Here is a 17,961-nt window from a genome sequence, read left to right on the forward strand (position 1 = left end):
GCTGTGCCCGGAACGACTTGCCTGCCGAAACAATGGACGCTATTCTGCCCGCATGGTGACTTGGGCTGAAATTTGCGCCGATCCGGTGTTGCAAAATCTTCCTTACAAAATCGAAACCAATCGTTTTGGCAAAATCATGATGAGTCCCGCGTCGTTCTGGCATGGTGGTTTTGAGATCGAGATTGGCCACCTTCTCAAACAGCTGATGCAAGGCGGCAGAGCGGTCGCCGAATGCGCCATCAAAACCACCGACGGCATCCGCGTCGCCGATGTCGCCTGGATTTCTCGCGAACGTTACGAGCCCCATCGCAAGGCCATCAGCCTGCCCATTGCACCAGAGATTTGTGTTGAGATCATTTCAAGTTCCAACACCAAAGAGGAGATGCTCAGCAAGATGCAGCTGTATTTCTCTGCGGGTGCCAAAGAAACCTGGTTGTGTGATGAAGATGGCAACATGGAGTTTTACCACTCCGCATCTGTCGCGCCCATTCCGCAATCCGTGCTTTGCCCGCTATTTCCCGTCAAGGTCGTGTTGGACTGATCCCCTGCCCGCGAAGATTTAGTTCGCCTCGAAGCTCAAGCGGACAGTCTACCGCAATCCCTTCGAGCGCATGTTCAGCCACCACTCCACAAACCGAGGAATGCCGCTATCGATGTGCGTCGTCGGCTTGAAGTTCAGCAACTTCGCCGCCTTGCTCACATCAGCACTGGTCAAAGGCACATCACCGGGCTGTTCCGGCATCTCATTGATCTCCGCCTTTTTGCCCAGTGAGTTCTCGATCACCTCAATCAACTCATTCAGCTTCACCGTCTGCGATCCACCCAAGTTAAAAATGCTGCACTTTGGCGCCGCTTCATCGGCTGAATAAGCCAGCGCACCCAATATCCCATCCACAATGTCGCTGATGAACGTGTAATCACGCGCGGTGTCGCCCTTGCCGTAACGGTCGATCGGCTGGTCCTCGTGGATCAACCGTGTGAACTTTGAAATCGCCAAATCAGGCCGCTGTCTCGGACCATACACCGTGAAAAATCGCAGGCACACCGTGTGAATGCCAACCAGCGCCGAGTAATTCGAACACATCTGCTCGCCCGCCATCTTGGTCATCGCATAGGGCGAGATCGTCTGCAAAATGGGATCCTCCTCCGCAAACGGCACCTTCTTGTTCACCCCGTAAACCGAACTGCTGCTCGCAAAAACAAACCGCTTCACCCCATGGCGCTTGCACGCCTCCAACAAATAAAACGTTCCCTTGATGTTGGTATCAATATACAGTTCTGGCTGCTCAATGCTCGGACGCACCCCTGCCCGAGCGGCCAGGTGAATCACCGCATCCAGTCCACCCTCCAGCGCCGTGAACGCCTGCTCCACCACGGAGGGATCACGCAAATCCCCCTCAATCACCGTCACCTGATCCCTCACCGCTCGCAAATTCTCGCGTTTGATTGCCGGATCGTAATAATCATTAAAATTGTCCAGCACCACCACGCGGGCGCCTTCAGACAGCAACCGTTCGACGGTGTGGGAACCAATGAATCCGGCGCCGCCGGTGACCAAAACATTCATATTATGAGGAGGAAAGGGCCACCCACCTAAAGTCGCCCGACCCCACTGGCAAGGGAAAGTCGTCGAGCGTCAGCCAAAAAACGCTTCAACCTGCGCCTTCACCCGCCACTCAGGAATTTAAGCGCCCTTACAGAATCCTATTGACGTTCTGAGCGCCAAACCGCTAATCTTTTAAAAAATTGCCGGTGCGCAGCCGAGCAAATCTTATTTTTTGTCATGAGCGATCCCAACCATACCCAGCCGGTCCAGCCACTCAGCACCAAAACCGGTTCTGTTCCCCTCAAAAAGGAAACCGTCCGCATCACCCTGCGTGCCCGTCCCGGTGCCGGCCTTACCCAGAAGCAACCGACAGTGCCGCAAACCGCGACCGCTCCAGTTTCGTTGCAACAGACCGCTCCCGTGCAGCTTCCGGCTCCCGCCAACAAGGCCACGGCATCGATCCAGCTCCCAAGTTCGCCGCTTCCTCCTCCTGCTGCCCGCCCTGCCACTGCCCCTGTGGCCGTGATGCAAACCGCGCCGGTCAGCCTTCCTCCTGCCTCGCGTGCAACGGCGGTCGTCAAGCTCTCCCCAGCTACTGCTCCGGTGATGCCCGTCGGCTCCCCCCGTCCTCCTGCTCCTGCTCCGGGCGGCGCTCCGCGTCCTCCTGGTGCCCCGCCCGCACCTTCCATGGGCGCGCCCCGCCCTCCCGGTGCACCTCCAGCCCCAATGGCTCCTCGTCCCGCTGGCGGGGCTCCACCACCTCCAGGTGCCCCGCGTCCTCCCGGTGCTCCTCCAGGGCCGCTCGCTCCAACGATTCCGATGGCCAAAGCTCCCGGCGCTCCCGTGGCTCCGACCGCCGCGCCACGTCCTCCCGGTGCACCTCCCGCCGCCATGCCACCTCCAGGTGCCAAAATGGAGGCCGGTGCCGCTACCGTGCCGCTCGCCAAAGGCCCCGTTGCCCGCCCCGGCGCACCGGGTGCTGCTCCCGTCGCCAAACCCGGTGGAGCCACCTCACAACTTCCCAAAGCCACTGTTCAGCTTAACAAGGGCCCCGGTGCCGCCGCTGCTGCGGGTGCACCCAAACCGATGGCGCAGGCCAACGTGCCCATCAAACGCCCATTGCCACCCTCAGAGGAAAATGCCCCTCTTTACGAAGAGAAAGATCCTGAAGCCGGCCTTATGCCTCTTGCCGTGGTCTGCACCGTTCTCGGTGTCGCCATCATGGTATTGAGCATGTTCGGCTCTGACAAATTCTTCTACGGCAACCCTGGCGAAGTCAGCGCCCTTAAAGTTCCGCCACCGATCCTCCCCAAATGGGAACAACCTGCTGGCGATGGCACCTATGTCTCCAGCTTCAACAAGGCTCTCGAAGACATCACCCGCAAATTCGAATAATCGAACAACGAATCATCGAAACACTCTCTCCCTCTCTCAAATATCATGCCTCTTGCCTGGATTCTCTTCCTCCTTTCGATCGCCGTTCTCGCCATTAACATCCTGACCAAAAATCAGGCCGGTTGATCCCGGGTTCATCGCGAATTCGCTGACTGATTCGATCAAATTTTTGTTAAAGGCGCTGCTTCAACAGCGCCTTTTTCATTGGTTTGGAAGGGGAGCGCACACGCCCTCGCGTGCTTGGAGATTGCGCCCTTGCACTCGACCCGCATTTCACCCTCTCCCGATCCACGAAACATCCGCCCACTCCATTGTGAAAATTCGCCTGCCATCTCCGTATTTGGAGTCATGCCGATGAGACACCTCGCCCCGCTCCTGCTTCTCTATTTGGTTCTGCTGCTCCCATGCCTCACGGTCTCCGGCCAGTCAGCCGATCCTGATTCCGAATGGCCACGTTTTCGCGGTCCCGCAGGCGACGGAACGTGGAACAGCCCCTCACTCCCAGACGATCTCACCCTGATCACCCCAAAGAAGCTGTGGTCCACCCCTCTTGGTGCCGGTTACGGCGGCATCACCATCAGTGACGAATGTGTTTACGTGATGGATCGCGTCAAGAACCCGACCGAAGTCGAACGCATCCACTGTTTTGATGTCCCCACCGGTCGCCTCCTCTGGCAACACACCTACCCCGTCACCTACGACAACCTTGAATACGGAAGCGGCCCCCGCGCCAGCGTCACCATTCACGACGGTAAAGCCTACACCCTCGGTGCCCTCGGCCACACCCATTGCCTCGACGCCACCACCGGCAAAATCGTCTGGAGCATCGACACCCGAAAAACCTTCAACGCCGAGCCCCCACGCTGGGGATTCGCCGCCTCTCCCTTCATCTGGAAAGACACCGTTATCCTCCACATCGCCGCCCAACCCGGCGGCACCCTTCTCGCCCTCGATTCGGCGACCGGCACCGAACGCTGGCGGTCCGGCAATGATCCCGCCGGATATTCGACCCCTCTCGTCATCCAACTCGAAGGCCATTCTGAACCCCAACTCATCCAGTGGAGCCCCCAACATGTCCTCAGCCTCCACCCCGACACCGGCAAAGAAAACTGGCGTTTCCCCTACGACATCCAATACGGCGTCTCCATCGCCCAACCACTTTTCCAAGACGGACTTCTTCTCGTCAGCGGATACTGGCACGGCACCCGCACCCTCCGGCTCGGCACCGATCCCACCACCACCCCCGTCCTCGAATGGAGCCAGGAGAAAACCCATCGCGGTCTCATGAGTCAGCCTCTCTACAAAGACGGCATTGTCTACCTCCTCGACCGCAGCGAAGGCCTCCTCGCTTTCGAACTCGCCACCGGCGAGATCCTCTGGAAAGACGACCACCACTTCACGCCCAAGGACCGCAACCCCCAAATCAGCCTTGTCTGGGCCAGCCAGCCCCGCAACATTGCCGCCGGACTCAATGCCAACGGCGAATTATTTTTCGCCAAGCTAAATTCGGATGAATATGTCGAATTCTCCCGCCATCAAATCATTGGCAAAACCTGGGCACACCCCGCCTTCACCAGCAACCGCATCTATGCCCGCAGCGATACCGAAATCTCCGCATGGCAGTTATGGGACTGACTGATTCGACCGGCGGGGCTTTCGTGCTTGGAACTTCAAACCAACCTTGGTAACCTCAATCCACCATCGACCACCGACTACCCGTCATGAAAAGCGCGCCCCTTCTCCTCCCGTCCCCCGCCATCGTGACCCTGCTGACGCTCACGCTGACGTTATCGATCTTCGCGCCTCTGGCCCAAGCCCAGTTCGAGCGTGAGCGCTCCCGACTCGGCTCCAACACCGAACCCGGAGCCATGTATGTCGAAGACATCCTGCCCAAGGCCGTCCGCCTCACCGTCAGCGCCGAATCCCCTATTTATTATCAGGTCGACATGCAACGCGTCCTCGGTGCCATGGCACCGGGCACGGTCGTTCAACTCGTGGCCATGAGCGACACTGGCTACCGGGTCCGCGGACGTGCCCGACACGGCGATGTGGCCGGATGGATGCGCATGGATCACGTCAAATCCGCCGATCCCAAACTCCCCGAAAAACTCAAAGCCTTCTATGAGCGCAAGAAGGAAGTCGATGCCCTCATTGCCGAAAATCAGGTCGCCATCGGCATGACGGTCGAAGAAGTGAAAGCCTCCCTCGGCAATCCCAGCCGCAAGAGCTCCAAAATCACCGCCAACGGTCGCGAAGAATCCCTTGAATACAGCATTTTTGAGAGGGTCCCCCAAATCACCACCGGCCGCGACCGACTCGGCAACCTTGTCCAGACCACCATTTATGTGAAAGTCGAAGTCGGTCGTCTCTCCGTCGCTTTCAAGGACAACGTCGTCACCGAGATCGCCGAAACCATGGGCAACCCCCTGGGCGAAGATGGTGTCAAACTCCTGCCAACACCCATCATTCTTTACTGAGCCAACTCGGACTCAACACAAACCCCATTTGACAGACCCTCAACCCCGGTTACCTTTCCCGCTCTCAAAAAATGGCGAGGTAGCAAAGTGGTAATGCGCTGGTCTGCAAAACCGGTATGCGCGGGTTCAATTCCCGCCCTCGCCTCCACACTGAAAATCAACGAGTTACGGCGATTTTTGAGCTGGGTGACAACAGGTTCAGCACTACCACCTTCATTCGACGAAGCTTCAGCACCCCACGCACACCGTGTTTGTGTCTATATGTTTAGATAGTAATCAAGTTCTGTAGCCGCTGCGATAGTTTTTGATGGCTTGCCCTTGAAATCGTGTTCTCGGGAAGTTGACTGGCGACGCGCTGATAGCCGCTGCCATCGTCTGTTGGGGCATACACTTTACGACACGAGCACGAAAACCACTGAGCTCACCAGTCGCTACAGACAACGATCTGCATTAACACGAATTTACTTCGAGCCACACCTTTCGAGCCACTGCAGAACGCGACGGACCTAAAATGATCGCCAAATATTTTGCTGTGTTGATATTCCCCAACCCCGGGTTGATTCTCGACTGATTCTGTGGACGTGAAAATGAAAGCGAACTCACAAAACTTGAAGGTCTTCCGTAACGATCGAGCATTGGTCTCGATTCGACGCGACGAATGCGATGATCGAAAGCTTCAGGGATTCATCGTTGATTTTTCTGAAAGTCTTATTCTCCTCCAATATGTCTATGACTTTCGCGTGGATGGAAGGTTGTTGCTCCGCATCGAAGACATCACTGACATGGAGAGCACAGAGACCGATCAATTTCAGAAGCAACTGCTCCTCGAAGAAGGCGATTTTGAGAAAATCGACTTTTCACGGAAACAGCCAATTTCTTCTTACGACGCCTATTTGCTTTCTCTACCAAGAAACGAAATAGTGATTCTGGAAGATGAACTAGCAGAAGATCCTGAATTCCTAATAGGGACGCTCATGTTTGCGGATGATCAGATTGCCACTGTTCGCTTCTTTAACGGCGCAGCGAAGTGGAAGGATCAGCCATCGGATATCGAGATCAAAAGAATCACGTGTTGCCAGACCAGAAACAATTATATCAATTACTACGCAAACCACTTTGCTCGGAAAGGAACTCTCCTTGCGACGAGGAAGGACGGCTAATCGCTTCCGTCAGCAGATCCTAACCTTGAAAACAGTTTACATTGAATGTCATTCCCTGATCAAAGTAAAGCAGACTGGCCTATTTCTTTGACCGAGTTGATCGCTCGTAGAGATGTTTATTCTAGAAGAATTGGGCGTGTGGGCGGGACTTCTATGGTCCTTCTTTTTTCCTTTTTATTTGGTAACTTCTTTTTAATCCGCTGGTTAGAACGTGATGAAAAAATGCCGAATTGGCTCGCTGCAGTTGGAGTAGTTGTTCTTTTTTCGTATCTTTTTGGGAATATGTTTTTTCTTCTGTGGAATCACAAGAAGGCGACGAAATCCTGCAATCTCCAATGTCCGCACTGCGCAAAACCCTTAACTGACAAAATTCTTATTCCTGTAGCAATTGCGACCGGTCGGTGCGGAAATTGTGGAGGTCTGTTAATCATCGATCATCCCAACTCGCAAGAGCCAGACAACTCAGGCAATCGCCTCGGACGTGCCGAGTGATTCTTTCGAGCATATCCGGGACTTTCACCTGAGTGCGGAATGATTCGCCATGTTGTCCCTAAGATCCACCATCATTAAAACCCATCGAACAAACGAGAAATAGGCGATAGATTTTCCCCTGCCTTCCCGTTGCAAGGTGAGGTATACTGCAATCAGCAATACCAACTAAACGACATTTCAGCCGCACCACTGCATGAAAACCACCTATCTTCTGCTACTTCTATTCGGTCTGGGATCTCTGTCGTTACAGGCCCGTGAATGGACCAATCAGGCCGGTGTCAAGATCCAGGCAGAATTGGTCACCGTCAAAGGTGCGGCGGGCAATGAAGTTGCTGTGCTCAAACTCGCCAATGGGCAGACCTACGATGTTGCCCTAAGCCAGCTCAGTGCTGAGGACCAGGAATTCGCTCGCACTGAAGCGGTTCGTCTTGCGGCCACCACACCAACCGCGGCGGTTCCGGGCACATCAAGCGAGGAATTCTCCGCGCTTGGAACTCAATTGAAGAGCAAGCTTGTCGCAGTCGATGGTCGGCGTGTGGGAAAATATGAAATGAGCGCCGAGCCGGAATATTACGCCTTCTATTTCACTGCTTCATGGTGCCCTCCCTGCCGCACTTTCACGCCCAAACTGGTCGAATTCTACAATCAACATGCCCAAAAAAAGAGCAAGTTTGAAGTCGTCATGGTCAGTCGCGATGACAGCGAAAAATCCATGGAGGAATACATGAAGGAGAGCACCATGCCATGGCCTGCCATCGCCTTCCGCCACGTCGAGCGCCTGAAGGAAGTTCAAGCTTACGCCGGGAAAGGCATCCCTTGCCTGGTGTTGGTGGATCGCGAAGGCAAGGTCCTCTCCCACAGCTACGAAGGCTCAAACTATGTAGGCCCCACCAAGGTCATGCGTGACCTCGCCGATAAAGTTGGGTCCTGATCGAAGTTTGAGACCAAATTCGGTTTCCCGTTTTTTGTTTCCCGTTTCCACACTCACCCCTTCCCCTGGCGAATCTGAGGGACGAAGATAGTGGCCGCTGCGCACCTCAGCAGGAGCCAACCATCTGTCTCTCGCCTCCAGAGACTCACTGAGGAGCTGGGGTGGCTTCAACAAGAATCCCGCGATAGACGGCGCCTTTGAACCGGTGCTCCCGGGCTGCCCGGTAGGCAGGGCTGTCATACCACGCCTTGGCGGCTTCCATGCTCGGAAATTCGGCAATCACGACGCCTTCCGTTTTGTCACCTTCGAGCACTTCATGAGGTCCATATCCCGAAAGAACTTTCATGGGGTGCCCCTCAAGCGAGGCACCCACCATTTTCCAGTAAGTTTCCAATTCGGCCTGGTCGAGGGTTTTCTCACGCGTGAAAATGACGTAGGCCGGTTTCTTGGCTTGCACCTTTTGCTCTGGTTGTTCTGCTGCTGATTCCGTTTTGAGAGCTTTTGTGGAGGCCTCCTTTTCGGAGGTATCTCCGGCGGTCAAGGACATGGCGGCGAGCACGCTGGCGATTACAAGGAGTGGATGTTTCATTGGAGTAAGGTTATTGGGTTAAAGAGATTCGTGAATTTTGGATGTTATTAAGCGGGCTCCCAGCAGACGACTTCAATGTTGTAGCCATCTGGATCAAAAACGTAAGCAGAGTAATAGTCGGGACCATGTTCGGGGGTCAGCTCAGGTTCACCGTTATCTTTTCCGCCTGTCGCGATGGCAGCCATATAAAAGCTTTCCACCTGCTCTCTGGTGGGAACGCGGAATGCAATATGATACGGGGCAATATTGGCCTGATCTTCTTGGATAAAAAAATCGTGTCCTTGTCCTTCCACCCCAAATCCGACGCCTTTCGCTTTAGTGCTTGAAGACGTGTATTCCGGTGTGGCCGAGTAACCCAACGGAGCGAGCGCTTTTTGGTAGAATTCCTTGCTCTTGCTGAGTTCGCTTACAGTGATGATGATATGGTCGATCATAAGTGATGCAGGTTTGTAGTTTGAATGAGATTTTTGCCTCTGCGACTAGACCGTCGGAATGGTGCCGCCGTCGATGACGAACTCCGTCCCGGTGATGGCGCCCGCGCGGGGCGACACCAAGAATGCAATAAGGTCGGCGACCTCCGCTGGCTTCGTCGGCCTTCCTAAAGGAATGCCGCCGAGTGCGTTCATCACGATCTGTTTGCCGCCTTGGTAATCGGTGCCCGCACTCTCGGCGAGACGTTCGGCCAGTGCGACGGCGGCTTCGGTTTCCACCCATCCTGGTGACACGCGAACCACACGGACGCCCTTCGGAGTGACCTCTTTCGAAAGGCTTTTGCTGTAAGTCGAAAGCGCCGCCTTGGCCGCTGCATAGGCGGTCGTGGATTCAGGCAACGGGAGCTCGCGCTGAATGGAAGTCACATGAACAGTGACGCCGGAACCTTGTTCAATCATGCTCGGAAGCAGTGCCCTGTCGATGCGAACCGCGCTCATCAGGTTCAAATCAAGTTCACGCTGCCAGACATCATCATCAAGCTTGGCAAAGCCGCCGCCCGGAGCGGTTGATCCGCCAACGACATTGATGACCATATCAACCCCCCCAAGGTGTTGAAACACCTCCTCAGCGACCGTGGTGCAGCCCTTAGCGGTGGCGACATCAGCCGCAATGTAATGAACGTCGGGAATCCGCTTCTGTGGGACTTCACGTGCCGTGGTAACGACGCGGACGCCCGCATCATGCAGTGCCTTCACCACTGCGGCACCGACGCCTTTGGTTCCCCCGGTCACCAGCGCTCTACGCCCGTTGAGTTGAAGATCGAAGTGGATGGGTGCGGAAGTGTCAGTGGCTTTCGTCATAAGATCATCGTTGTTTCTGAAATGATCATAAGGCGAAAAAACCGGACTTTCAATGGTTCCAAGTCCATACTTATGGTCCAAACGTCCAGATTGGGTTGGCTTTTGGAACTTTTTGGGCTAGGCTGTTTCTATATGGATGTTCTCGCGCACATGATGTCCCTCATGCGGACCAAGGGTTCTTTATACGGTCGCCTGGAATTCACTGCTCCCTTTGGATTCTGGTTTCCAGCGGACAACGGGGTCTGCATCATCGTGACGCGAGGGTCTTGTTTTCTCAGCGTCGATGATTCACCGCTGGTGTCTCTTGTAGGAGGCGATTTTGTGTTCCTGCCCACCCCCAAACAATACACCCTTCGCAGCAGCCCGGAGCTATCGGTGCGCTCCATGCTGGAGGTCGCCTCACAAGAAGAATTTCACCGCACACGATTGATCACCTTCGATGGAGGCCAGGGACCATCCACTTCCATCGTCGCGGGATGTTTTTCGTTGGCCTCACCCGAAAGCGACATCCTGGTCAAACACCTTCCTCCGATTGTTCATCTTCAAGGATCTGGAAACCACACCACCCCCTGGTTTCAATCGACGTTGCAATTCATTGCTTCAGAAGTGGCTCAGAATCTGCCGGGAGGAACCGCCATTGTGGATCGTCTTGCGGAGGTGCTTTTTGTGCAAGCGATGAGATCGCGCATCGGCTCTTCATCCCCCACGAATAAACCTAGCTGGTTGCATGCGCTCAACGATCCGCAGATTGGCGAAGCCATCCAACTGATGCACGCGGAACCCGGGCGACCATGGACATTGGACGAACTGGCGCGAAACGTTTCCATGTCCCGCTCTGCCTTTGCGGAGCGGTTCCGCAAGCTGGTCGGGGAAACTCCGCTGGACCATCTCACTCAATGGCGGATGGTGAAAGCTGGAAACATGATGAGGGCGAACCCGCCCATCAAGCTTGCGGAAATTGCCCTGGCGACGGGATATGAATCAGAGAGTTCCTTCGGCAAGGCCTTTCGCCGTATCATGGGAGTTTCCCCGGGAAAATATCGCGCTTCCAACCGGGACCTTGCTGAAGTGTAACCACGTTGATTTCAATTTAGGGAGCAGTCCCTCTCCGTTGCCGCGAAGTTGAACGCTTGTTATTCTGACTGCCATGGAGGTTCCCCATGTGCTAGCAACTTCGCGCCTCTTCAATCAGCAAACGGGCGAACATCTCGGCATGGGGCTTGGGGCGCAAGGCAGGAAGACCAATCACAACCGGGAAACTGGGCAGCTTCGGCGCAAATGGCTTAACGATCAGTGTCTGCGGCAGGATACCGATGATTCCCTCGACAAGAATGGCTGCGGCATTCTGAGCTTCCAGTTCCACGAAGAGAGTGGAAAAGCTGTCGTTCACCAGTGAAACGAATCGCGGCGAGATCCCAAACGGTTTAAGCAGCTCACGTGCGCTTGTTACATATTCCGGATAGTTGTCCTTCGCCAGGCCAACCAGCGGCAAACGATGCAGTCGCGCGACGGGAATTCGCTTTAGCTTCGCCAACGGGTGCCTCGCCGGCAGCACCAGCACAGGCTGCAAGCGCAGTAGCTCCGTCAATTGAAATCCCGGAATCCCCTTCGCGACGGAAATTCCAGGACTGATCACGAGGTCGAGCCGTCCCTCGCCAGCCATTTCATTGATCTCCCGCGATGAAAGATCAGACAGCTCGATCCGAACGCGCGGCACGGCTGCCTGGAATTTCGCCAGCACGGCGGAGATGATGCCAGTGGTGATGGAAGAGGGGTAGCCCACACGCAAAATCTCTTTTCCCGTTTCCCCACGCAGCCGGCGAACCGCATCGTCGGCCCGACCGAGCACTTCGCGTGCTTCTTCATAAAACAACTCACCCGCTTCCGTGAGCTTCACCGAGTTGGATCCACGCACCAGAAGGGTCACTCCCAGTTCTTCTTCGAGGTCCCTCACCTGCCTGCTGAGCGGTGGCTGGGTGAGATGCAGAATTTCCGCCGCACGATTGAATGATCCGTGAGCAGCGACAGCGACAAAATAGCGCAGGTGACGGAGTTCCATGAGCAAAAAGTAGCTCAACCTAAAAGGATGAGCGAGCCAAGAAACAAGGCATTGGGCGGATTCCCGCCGCAGCCCTATTCTCAACCTGTGCCTCCGGAACGTCCAACGAGTGCGAGTATTCCACACTCCGGCGGCATCCGAAATCACAACCAGTTCACCCGAAAGGAAACACGACTATGAATAACAACAAGACCGGCCTTAAAGCCCTTCTCCGACCCGAAGACAGCATCCTTGTGCTGATCGACCATCAGCCCTACCAGTTCACCAACCTGAACAGCCACGAGCCCACAATGATCATCAACAACGTCGTTGCCCTGGCTAAAGCTGCGAAGGTTTTCGAGGTCCCCACCATCCTAACCACCGTGATCGAAGAACGCGGCGGTTATCTCATCAAGGGTCTTCAGGATGTCTTCCCCGATCAAAAGCCGATCGACCGCACCTTCATCAACACATGGGAGGATCCGAAGGTCACCGATCTCGTGAAGAAGAGCGGTCGCAAGCAGCTCATTCTCGCCGCGCTCTGGACGGAGATCTGCCTCGCGATGCCGGCGATCCAGGCCCTCGGCGAAGGATACGACGTCTTCATTGTCACCGACGCTTCGGGGGGCGTCAGCGCGGAGTCCCACGACATGGCCGTGCGCCGCATGGTCCAGGCCGGTGCGGTGCCGGTCACGTGGATGGCCGTCGCGGCTGAATGGCAGCGTGATTGGGCGCGCGAGGAAACTGCCGCCGGGCTCTCCAATGTCCTCCTCGAGCATGGCGGTGGTAGTGGGGTCGCTTTTGCCTGGGAAATGCAGCTGCTCGCGAGCGCCCAAGCGGCAACGAAATAAATTAAAGGGCCCAAGTGACTGCCAACCGACCTCGGGAGAACCAGTCATCCTAAGTTGATGAAGGCGAGCCCTGCCCGCGTCGTGTTCAGCGAACAGGACGCGGGCAAACTTCATATGACAAATTCGCTCCCTTGTTCACCAGCGAGGGCGCATGCGAATCAATCCCACTAACATCGAGAGTAGACATGCCAGTTGAGTGCAATGGACTGGCATTAATCTAGTCGAAAATCACCCGACTTATTCGCTGGTGATCAGGTCCAAAAAACCTGCCGTCCAGACGCTCACGCTCCAGCTCTTTCGCCGCAAGGCATACCAGGCTTTGCCCACTCAATCCCAGGAGCCTTTCATCTGGCCGAATGCCTCATGCCCACCCTCCAAAAATCCTCCAACAAATGTTTCCGTAACGTTTCCGCCTCAACATCAAAGCGGTAGACCATAAGGCCAGGCTACTGGAAGACGTCCAGAATGTCGAGTAGTTGCGAATCCATGCCGAACTATGTGACGCCTTCACAAAAACCAAGATGTTTTTCCCTTTGATCATCCGCAAAATATCCGCTCAGACTTCCGGCGGCTTGCGGGTTTTTAGATGCAGCGATTCTGTAAGAAGAAAATGGAAATTTGCGGCAGTCCTCTGCATGGCGATGGGCGTGAGCTTTTGCCCTCTGGCCAGGGGCGAGACGGCTCTGCCGGCGTCGACAACTTCGAGTGATCAATCGACCCCTTTGTATTTCTCACTGCCAGCACCCCGTGGGCAGATTCTTGATGCTCGAGGGGTGGCGTTGGCGCGGAATACGACGGTTCGGAGGTTAATGCTTCAGGTGCCTCCGCTGAACAACGAAACTCCTGAGTTGTTCTGCGAATGGGTGAAGGCTCAGTGGCCTGAGGTTTTGAATCGCCATCCCGACGCAGTCCGGCCGACGGATGAATTTTTGACGGAGCACTTCCAACATCGCCGTTTGCTTCCCATCGCGATCAGCTCAACCAAAGCAATGGATGCGGCTGCGGGTTCGGAAGTTGCTCCGCTCAGCTGTCTCAGCTGGAGGGCGGAGTATCAGCGTGATTATCCGAATGCCGAAGCGGCAGCACATGTGGTTGGATACGTGGCTCCGGCAGGCCCCGTCGCGAACGGACCTTTGCATCATGGCGAGCCGCTTTGGCGTCCTGTGGAAGGCAGGGAGGGGCTTGAAAAGGAGTTGGACAAAGAACTGGCGGGGCAACCGGGATTGCTGATGATGAGTTTCGACCATAAGACGTTGCTTTGGGAGGAGAAGGTCATCCTTGCTCCTCAACCAGGCAACGATGTGGTCACCACGCTGGGTTTGCCGACGCAGAAGAGTGCAGAAAAGGCGCTGTTGGAATCAAAGCGCGCTGGTGCATTGGTCATCGTGAATGCCTCAAATGGAGATGTGCTGGCGATGGCATCGGCCCCCACGTTTAATCCGGCGATCTTTGCTTCAGGAATGATGCAGGATGAGTTCGACCAGTTCACTTCGCAACCATCGCAACCTCTTCATCATCGCGCCGTTGCTTCGCTTTATCCACCGGGTTCGGTTTTCAAGCCCTTTGTGGCATTGGGAATTTTGAGGGCTGGTGCAGTGCCAGCCGACACACGCATTCTCTGCGGGCCGGAACTGGAGATTGATGGCCGGAAGTTTGGCAACTGGTCAGACAGTGACTACGGGATGTTTGATCTGCGTGCGGCCATGGTCCGATCCTGCAATACCTATTTCTATCAGGCGGCGATTGCGAGCGGGGCGAAACCGATTGCGGATGTGGCACGCCAATTTGGATTTGGAAGTCGTCCGACGTTTCCTTTGCCGAATCTTGCGGGCGGCACGCTTCCCTCAAAAATCTCCAACCGGCAGGCACTCGCCAATTTTTCCATTGGGCAGGGCGACGTTCTGGTGTGTCCGCTTCAGGTGGCTGTCGCCATGGCGGCTTTGGCGAACGATGGCGGTCGGCCACATCCACGACTGGTGTCGCAGGTTCAAAGTCAGAATAGGGACATCGTTTCGATCACCACCGTCAAAGCGATGGGCGTATTAGATGCTTCTCCAGAAGACCTGGAATCCATCCGCAAGGGAATGTATGGCGTGGTGAATCATCAGCAGGGAACGGCGACCAAAGCCCGGCAGAAAGACCTGCCCATCTATGGGAAGACGGGAACCGCCCAATGGTCGAACCAGGGCAAAAAAGCCAACGTGGTGTGGTTCGGCGGATTTGTGATGCACAGCACCCCTCCCATCGCTTTTGTGGTGGCGCTTGAAGGCAAATCGGGAGAGACGATTTCCGGAGGTCAGACCGCTGCGCCGGTGATGGCGAAGGTCCTGGCTGACATCGCGGCGTCGCCTAGTGATCACGGCATAAAAATCGAAAAAATCGAAGCCCCGTTTCAAGACGATCCGCTCATCAACGACCCAGCGATGATTCCGGTTCTTGCTGGTCAGGTGGGAGTGCCGACGGTTCAACCTGCAAGTCTGAGCGCATCTCCTGATGCAAGCATCTTGTCCTCGTCACCGGTGATGGCAGCACCCGCACCTGCCCCCGTTTTAAAGTTGAGCGAGGTTTCGGCACCAAGTTCTGGAGAAATAGGGTCAAATCAATCACCAGTTGAGACGATCTCTGACAACAAGCCTGTGGTCAAAAAGGTAATGGTTTTCCCAGGCCAGAACCCTGAACCACCCCCGGATACGCGAAGTGTGGCTGCATTGCCAGTCGAAATTGAGGTGCGGCGCAAGACACCCGACCAAGCGGATGTGGTGGTGGTCCCCAAAGCGGAAGCCGTTGAGCCCCAGCCACCCATCGTTGAAGCCCCAGTCGCCATCGCGGTTGAATCCCCTCCGCCTTCTTCTGGAAGTAGGGAGCCACCCAAAGCGCTTCCAGTCATTGATACACCGCCAGCAATGGAACCACCGGAAGCTCCTGCTCCAGCCAAAACCAAGCGCAGAGGCTTTTTGTTTTTCGGAAATGGCGATGATGATGGCGAGTAAGTCGCCAAGTCTGGATTAGCCAGTTACCATACCAACTAACATCCGCTTATGTCCAAAACATTGAAAGCTTCATGGAAAATATTGAGGCGTCATTGGCTGAAAACGCTGTTGATCTCTGCGTTGACTCTTTTCGTAGCCGGATTGGTCGCGGGTTTGTGGATCTGGCGGACTTTTAGTCTCGCGGCGGCTGAAGTGGATCTCACGGAGCTCGACAAGGTCAAGGAAGGCACGCATGTCGAGGATCGGCATGGGGAGCCTGTGGGCATCTTGTTTGCCGACAATCGAAGATTCGTCACGCTGAACCAAGTGCCGAAAGATGTTATCGATGCACTTATCGCGACGGAAGATGCGAGATTCTATCAACACGGAGGATTTGACTACCAAGGGATCAGTCGTGCCATGGTAAGGAATGTCAGCCGAATGTCCATTCGGCAGGGAGGCAGCACCATTACCCAACAACTTGCCAGGCAGGCGTTCAACCTAAAGGGCCGGACCTTCCGCCGGAAGTTACTGGAGACTTTTGTCGCCTGTCGGATCGAACAGAACTACAGCAAGAGTGACATCCTTGAATATTATCTCAACCAGATTTATTTGGGCAATGGATTCTACGGCATCGGATCGGGAGCCAGAGGTTACTTTGGCAAAGAAATTGGCGACCTGACTCTTGAAGAGGGGGCGCTGCTGGTGGGCATTATCAAAGCTCCGGTGTCGTTCTCCCCGTTTAAGAACATGGAGGCGGCAAAACGTGCACGAAACCTCACCTTGCAACGCATGCTGGTTCTCCATCCGACGGAAAGTAAGCGGATTGAAAGGGCCATAAAACAGCCGGTGCGCGTGGTGCCGGAAGAATCAAGAGTGGAGCGTCCGGATTATCTCCTGGCGGCGGCGGAGCGTCATCTCGAAAACCTCAAGAAAGAGGGAGAGACGGGACCTTGGAAAAAAGTTTCGCTAAGTGTGGATGCGCGCCTTCAAAGTCAATTGGACAACAAGGTATCCACCTATGTTACTCGCATCGAAAAGGAACTCACCGATGCTGAACCCGGCAAGTCGGCTCTTCAAGCGGCTGTGGTGGTGATCGACAACAAAACCGGAGCCATTGTCGCCACTTGTGGAGGCAGGGATTTTAAGACCAGCCCTTTTGATCGCGCGTTGCTGGGGCATCGACCCGTGGGCACGGCATTTCTTCCGCTTAGTTACGCCGCCATGTTGACGGTGAAACCTGAGTTGGACTCCATGTTGGTGCTTGATGCTCCACTGGACAATCGGCGGGCGATGATCGGTGGTGAGCGTGGGGTCTTGGGTGAATGGGGTGGTGAGACGGACCAACCCGTGCATGAAGGATTTGTCCCGGTGTTACACAGTCTCGCCAAAGGGAAAACCGGGGCGGCGGTGAGAGTCGCGCAGGACATTGGACTTGAGCGCACAAGGGAGATCTTGTTGCGCTGTGGGTTTGAGACCCCTCTCTCCGAATATTCGTCCGTGGTGCTTGGCAGCGGTGCGTTGCGCCTCATTGATGTTGCCCGGGCTTTCGCCGCAGTGGCCAATGATGGCGTGCTTTCAACCAATCATTCGCTGGTCACCCAGACTCATTCCTATCATGGGGTCCGGGAGATGCGGGCGGAAGAGACTGGCCGGCACCGAGTATTCAATCCATCCGCTGCGGAGCAGGTGAGGAACGTGCTGGTTTCTGCCATGAAAGATCCTGAAAAACTGGAGGTTTTGCGAGCACACCGAATTGATAACGGGGGACTGGCAGGCTGGGGTGGCACCGCCTACGGATCATCCGATGCCTGGTTCATCGGCTTTGATAAAAACATCACCTGTGCGGTGTGGATTGGTTACGACGAGACCCGCAGCATGGGCAAGGGCGTTTGGGCCAAACGGGTGGCGCTGCCATTGTGGGCGGAGGTGATGGCTGCGGCAACTCAGGGACGACCTGAAGGATGGCTGTCGACTCCAGCCATTGCGAATCAGGGGCTGCCGTCTTTCGCCGATGGGTCAAGTGGACGAGAGGTGATTCCTATGATCAAAGCGACTTCACTGGCGGAGGCGGGAGCTGCAAAATTGGTCGCGCCGCAATCGCCGGTGTTGATGGGTGAAGATCCCTACCAGCCTCGTCCGACGGCACCGTGATAGGCACCGCCTATATTTGACCACCTCATTAAAGCCCGGACAACACAACCGACTGGAGGTAATCGAC

At 55.5% G+C, this 17,961-nt stretch carries 16 protein-coding genes and 1 tRNA gene; 12 read left to right on the forward strand and 5 right to left on the reverse strand.

What is annotated here, in order from left to right; translation table 11 throughout:
* Positions 1–52 precede the first annotated feature (52 nt).
* Positions 53–541, forward strand: coding sequence for a Uma2 family endonuclease (locus FEM03_RS01450; protein ID WP_138084390.1), 489 nt, complete (start codon positions 53–55; stop codon positions 539–541).
* A gap of 48 nt (positions 542–589) precedes the next feature.
* On the opposite strand, the gene FEM03_RS01455 is transcribed toward FEM03_RS01450, so the two are convergent.
* Positions 590–1,567 (reverse strand): SDR family NAD(P)-dependent oxidoreductase, encoded by a 978-nt coding sequence (locus FEM03_RS01455; RefSeq protein ID WP_138084391.1) that lies wholly within the window; start codon positions 1,565–1,567, stop codon positions 590–592.
* Between the two features lie 216 nt (positions 1,568–1,783).
* Here FEM03_RS01455 and FEM03_RS24650 point away from each other — a divergent pair, with 216 nt between their 5' ends.
* The 7 genes from FEM03_RS24650 (at position 1,784) to FEM03_RS01490 (ending at position 8,001) form a co-directional block, all read left to right on the forward strand.
* Positions 1,784–2,941, forward strand: coding sequence for a hypothetical protein (locus tag FEM03_RS24650; protein ID WP_138084392.1), 1,158 nt, complete (start codon positions 1,784–1,786; stop codon positions 2,939–2,941).
* A 348-nt stretch (positions 2,942–3,289) separates the two neighbouring features.
* Positions 3,290–4,576 carry a PQQ-binding-like beta-propeller repeat protein gene (locus FEM03_RS01465; RefSeq protein ID WP_138084393.1) on the forward strand — a complete coding sequence of 429 codons (1,287 nt, stop codon included), beginning with the start codon at positions 3,290–3,292 and terminating at the stop codon, positions 4,574–4,576.
* Between the two features lie 86 nt (positions 4,577–4,662).
* Positions 4,663–5,418, forward strand: coding sequence for a hypothetical protein (locus tag FEM03_RS01470; RefSeq protein ID WP_138084394.1), 756 nt, complete (start codon positions 4,663–4,665; stop codon positions 5,416–5,418).
* A gap of 73 nt (positions 5,419–5,491) precedes the next feature.
* Positions 5,492–5,566: transfer RNA gene (locus tag FEM03_RS01475), tRNA-Cys, on the forward strand.
* A 433-nt stretch (positions 5,567–5,999) separates the two neighbouring features.
* Positions 6,000–6,578: a hypothetical protein gene (locus tag FEM03_RS01480; protein ID WP_206170790.1), complete on the forward strand. Its 579-nt coding sequence runs from the start codon at positions 6,000–6,002 to the stop codon at positions 6,576–6,578.
* Positions 6,579–6,623: 45 nt separating this feature from the next.
* The gene (locus FEM03_RS01485) at positions 6,624–7,070 is read left to right on the forward strand and encodes a hypothetical protein (RefSeq protein ID WP_138084396.1); all 447 of its coding nucleotides are present in this window, start codon (positions 6,624–6,626) and stop codon (positions 7,068–7,070) included.
* A gap of 193 nt (positions 7,071–7,263) precedes the next feature.
* Positions 7,264–8,001 (forward strand): thioredoxin-like domain-containing protein, encoded by a 738-nt coding sequence (locus FEM03_RS01490; protein WP_138084397.1) that lies wholly within the window; start codon positions 7,264–7,266, stop codon positions 7,999–8,001.
* Between the two features lie 145 nt (positions 8,002–8,146).
* Here the strand turns inward: FEM03_RS01490 and FEM03_RS01495 are convergent, their stop codons facing one another.
* From FEM03_RS01495 to FEM03_RS01505, 3 genes are all read right to left on the reverse strand, one after another.
* The gene (locus tag FEM03_RS01495; RefSeq protein ID WP_343162101.1) at positions 8,147–8,458 is read right to left on the reverse strand and encodes a DUF1330 domain-containing protein; all 312 of its coding nucleotides are present in this window, start codon (positions 8,456–8,458) and stop codon (positions 8,147–8,149) included.
* A gap of 179 nt (positions 8,459–8,637) precedes the next feature.
* On the reverse strand, positions 8,638–9,024 hold the full coding sequence (locus FEM03_RS01500) for a VOC family protein (protein WP_138084398.1): 387 nt from the start codon (positions 9,022–9,024) through the stop codon (positions 8,638–8,640).
* Positions 9,025–9,069: 45 nt separating this feature from the next.
* Positions 9,070–9,852 carry an SDR family oxidoreductase gene (locus FEM03_RS01505; protein WP_138084495.1) on the reverse strand — a complete coding sequence of 261 codons (783 nt, stop codon included), beginning with the start codon at positions 9,850–9,852 and terminating at the stop codon, positions 9,070–9,072.
* Here FEM03_RS01505 and FEM03_RS01510 point away from each other — a divergent pair.
* A complete protein-coding gene (locus tag FEM03_RS01510; RefSeq protein WP_240772637.1) occupies positions 9,835–10,956 on the forward strand; it encodes an AraC family transcriptional regulator in 1,122 nt (373 codons plus the stop codon). The genes FEM03_RS01505 and FEM03_RS01510 overlap by 18 nt on opposite strands.
* A gap of 91 nt (positions 10,957–11,047) precedes the next feature.
* Here FEM03_RS01510 and FEM03_RS01515 read toward each other — a convergent pair whose 3' ends face one another.
* Entirely contained in the window at positions 11,048–11,941 is an 894-nt protein-coding gene (locus FEM03_RS01515; protein WP_138084399.1) for a LysR family transcriptional regulator, read from the reverse strand.
* Positions 11,942–12,117: 176 nt separating this feature from the next.
* On the opposite strand from FEM03_RS01515, the gene FEM03_RS01520 reads away from it, so the two are divergent.
* The 3 genes from FEM03_RS01520 (at position 12,118) to FEM03_RS01530 (ending at position 17,894) form a co-directional block, all read left to right on the forward strand.
* Positions 12,118–12,771, forward strand: coding sequence for a hydrolase (locus FEM03_RS01520; RefSeq protein WP_138084400.1), 654 nt, complete (start codon positions 12,118–12,120; stop codon positions 12,769–12,771).
* A 641-nt stretch (positions 12,772–13,412) separates the two neighbouring features.
* A complete protein-coding gene (locus FEM03_RS01525; RefSeq protein WP_240772643.1) occupies positions 13,413–15,761 on the forward strand; it encodes a penicillin-binding transpeptidase domain-containing protein in 2,349 nt (782 codons plus the stop codon).
* A 48-nt stretch (positions 15,762–15,809) separates the two neighbouring features.
* On the forward strand, positions 15,810–17,894 hold the full coding sequence (locus FEM03_RS01530) for a transglycosylase domain-containing protein (RefSeq protein ID WP_138084402.1): 2,085 nt from the start codon (positions 15,810–15,812) through the stop codon (positions 17,892–17,894).
* Positions 17,895–17,961 lie beyond the last annotated feature (67 nt).

It is taken from the genome of Phragmitibacter flavus (assembly GCF_005780165.1).
In the GTDB taxonomy this organism is placed as follows: domain Bacteria; phylum Verrucomicrobiota; class Verrucomicrobiia; order Verrucomicrobiales; family Verrucomicrobiaceae; genus Phragmitibacter; species Phragmitibacter flavus.